The organism is Nostoc sp. CHAB 5715 (assembly GCF_020829685.1).
Lineage (GTDB): Bacteria > Cyanobacteriota > Cyanobacteriia > Cyanobacteriales > Nostocaceae > Nostoc.
Genome location: NZ_JAIVFR010001069.1, coordinates 1 through 2,382, shown reverse-complemented (window position 1 = coordinate 2,382; position 2,382 = coordinate 1). Strand labels below are relative to the sequence as shown.

Sequence of the window (2,382 nt, the reverse complement as noted above, 5' to 3'; positions counted from 1 at the left end):
GTCGTTTATTGAATTCGGGTGGTCGTTTATTGAATTCGGGTGGTCGTTTATTGAATTCGGGTGGTCGTTTATTGAATTGGAGGTATCGTTCATTGAATTCAAGCAGTGGTTAGGGTGGGGTAAAACCTTGGTTAATCAGCTATTTCAGACTTGTGTGTACACCATAGGCTCTTCGGGAGGGGAGACAAAGCTGTGCTTTGTCTCTATTGCCTACATTTAAGTATTATTTAAAGACTAAAACACTCAGTTGCTCCCAGTCAGTACGATTTCGTACAACGACTTAGTACTTAGTCAAAAGCGAGCGGAGCATGGCAATCCCAAGCCTTTGCGATTGCTTCATTCCACTTCGTTGCATTCGCAATGACATATCATAAGTGATTTGCCGAACTTGATATTATACATAAAAAACTCCACGCCACTTGCGGATGGAGTTTTTGGGCATGGGGAATGGGGCATGGGGCATGGGGAAGAGTTACCAATGCCCAATGCCCAATGCCCCAAGTCGGCGGGCGGCTATCCCTCTCCACCCACTCTTGGGTTGGAGTTTCCCGCCGACTTCCATGAAGATTTGTAAAGGAAAGTTGATTTACCGCAGTAACAAAACCTCAACTCCTAAAACCTCAGCACTTGTTGCTAAAGCTTCATCAGCCGTTACTAATCGGATATTATTTTGAAATGCGATTGTCAAATGTAGAGCATCCAGTGTACGTAATGGTGTATCAAACCGACTAATCCACTCACGCGCTAAATTATAGTGAACTGTTTTTAACGCAATTTGAGTATAAAATCCACTATCCAAATCTGCTTGGAACCTTTCTAAAATGGCTATTGCATCTTGCTGAGATATTTCTCGCATTCTGACTCGACGCGATAACGCAGAAACGAGTTCAACCTCAACCAATTGACTCAAAGCAACTTCAGTTTCATTGAGAAGTAATTGTTCAACTGTATCGCTTAAAGTTTCTGTCCAATACAAAGGAGCGATAACGCTTGTATCTAAATAAATCAACGATGTTCCTCTGTACGCGCATTTATGACAGTAGCACTCAAAGACTCACCCTTAATTGAAAGGGAATTACGAAATTGTTTCATACTTGCTAATTGTTCTTCCTTTTGTAGCAGAGGAACCAAACGAGCTATAGCTTTATCTTGGTCTAGCAAAATTACTTCTTCTCCCCTAGCTACTCGTTCCAAGAGAGATTTTAAATTCATAGCTGCTTCTTCAACGCTAATTCTCAACACTCCATTACTCCTATAGTTAGGCTTAAATCTTAAATAAAGTTTCCTGTTTACATTATTGTAATTGGATTAAGTAGTTCTCTATCTTCTTGGGCGATATCTAAAAAATAGGTGCAATGAAAGATAGAGAAAACAATTTAGGCGATACCTGAGGCTAAGTTAGCGCGATGTCTACGACATGGTATGACTATTGACTAATTTCACTAGCTTGATTTACTTGGCATTGGCTGCACAACCCAAAAAACTCTAGGGTGTGGTAAAAAACTTTAAACTTATGGCTGGATTCTAACTGGTCTTCTAGGTCATGAACGGGGCATTGATTAATTGGAATTGAGACACCGCATTGCAAGCAAGTAAGATGGTGTTTGTCTTGCTGCGCTAGGCTATAGAGGGCTTCACCATTAGCCAAATTCCGCACTTGTACCATGCCTTCGAGTTTTAAAGCTTCTAGGGAACGGTAAACTGTTGCTAAACCCATGCTCTGATTTGTGTTACGTAGTTCTACGTAAATATCCTGGGCGGAAATGCCTTTTTTGATGGTTTTCAGTAGGTTGAAAATACGCTCTTGACTGCGGGTGCGTATGGCTCTCATAGACAATAATTTAAATATGCCACTGTAGTTGAAGCTGTTAGATGGGCTAATTGATCAATTAACTTTAACCGCTTCGTGATCTTATTTTCACTCAGTTGGAACAGAAAGTTATAGTATAGCGATCGCAGCATTCAGCAAAAGCCCGTGCAAACCAAGTATCTAGCCAAAATTTTCGTAACGCTTCGTCCTTCAGTCTTAGACCCTGCTGGCGTGGCTGTACAATCCGGTCTTAAGCAAATGGGATACGAGAAGGTTGACCAAGTGCGGATTGGTAAGTACATTGAACTCACCATTACCTCATCTGATGAGAAGAAAGCGCGTCAAGACCTTGATCGCATTTGTGACCAAATGCTAGCAAATCCCGTGATTGAAAATTATCGCTTTGATTTGATTGAGGTCGAAACCCAGACTGGGGTATTTTGGGGATTGGGCATGGGGCATGGGGCATTGGGCATTGGGCATGGGGCATTGGGCATTGGGCATTGGGCATGGGGCATTGGGCATTGGGCATTGGGCATGGGGCATTGGGCATTGGGCATTGGGGATTGGTT

General features: G+C 42.4%; 4 protein-coding genes and 1 pseudogene. 2 read left to right on the top strand and 3 right to left on the bottom strand.

Going from position 1 to position 2,382, the window contains the following annotated elements:
* Window positions 1-220, top strand: a 220-nt coding sequence (locus LC574_RS35985; protein ID WP_229458401.1) for a hypothetical protein, incomplete at its 5' end; no start/stop codon positions are given.
* A 366-nt stretch (window positions 221-586) separates the two neighbouring features.
* Here the strand turns inward: LC574_RS35985 and LC574_RS35980 are convergent.
* The 3 genes from LC574_RS35980 to LC574_RS35970 form a co-directional block, all read right to left on the bottom strand.
* Complete coding sequence (locus LC574_RS35980; RefSeq protein WP_229458400.1) at window positions 587-1,009, bottom strand: type II toxin-antitoxin system VapC family toxin; 423 nt, start codon at window positions 1,007-1,009, stop codon at window positions 587-589.
* On the bottom strand, window positions 1,006-1,242 hold the full coding sequence (locus tag LC574_RS35975) for a type II toxin-antitoxin system Phd/YefM family antitoxin (RefSeq protein ID WP_229458399.1): 237 nt from the start codon (window positions 1,240-1,242) through the stop codon (window positions 1,006-1,008). The genes LC574_RS35980 and LC574_RS35975 overlap by 4 nt, the downstream gene beginning before the upstream one ends.
* Before the next feature lie 184 nt (window positions 1,243-1,426).
* Window positions 1,427-1,831, bottom strand: a complete 405-nt coding sequence (locus LC574_RS35970; RefSeq protein WP_229458398.1) for a Fur family transcriptional regulator — start codon at window positions 1,829-1,831, stop codon at window positions 1,427-1,429.
* 144 nt (window positions 1,832-1,975) lie between these two features.
* On the opposite strand from LC574_RS35970, the pseudogene purS reads away from it, so the two are divergent.
* Window positions 1,976-2,251, top strand: a pseudogene (gene purS / locus LC574_RS35965) (phosphoribosylformylglycinamidine synthase subunit PurS); the annotation flags it as partial.
* Window positions 2,252-2,382 lie beyond the last annotated feature (131 nt).